The following is a 237-nucleotide window of genomic DNA, read 5'->3' on the forward strand; positions in this document are numbered from 1 at the left end:
CTTAATCACATTGAATTGACTGGAGCGTCTTGGACATATTCATAAGTCCAAGTTGTTCCAGTTTTCTATTAGTTAGAGAATAGCTCAAGGTCTTACTATGTGCAGTTCGCCAGTAGCCCTTACGGGTACTAGCGAAGACATATGCATCACGCTGGGACAGCCCCAACTTCTGTAAGTTAGTTACCTTAGTTTTAAACTTTTTCCATTGCTTCCAGATATACTGCCTTATTCGGACCC

1 pseudogene is annotated in these 237 nt (G+C 41.8%); it reads right to left on the reverse strand.

The window, feature by feature from the left end:
- Nucleotide 1: 1 nt before the first annotated feature.
- A pseudogene (locus H5S10_RS02810) lies at nt 2–237 on the reverse strand (group II intron reverse transcriptase/maturase); the annotation flags it as partial.

Source organism: Limosilactobacillus balticus (assembly GCF_014145615.1).
Classification (GTDB): Bacteria; Bacillota; Bacilli; order Lactobacillales; family Lactobacillaceae; genus Limosilactobacillus; species Limosilactobacillus balticus.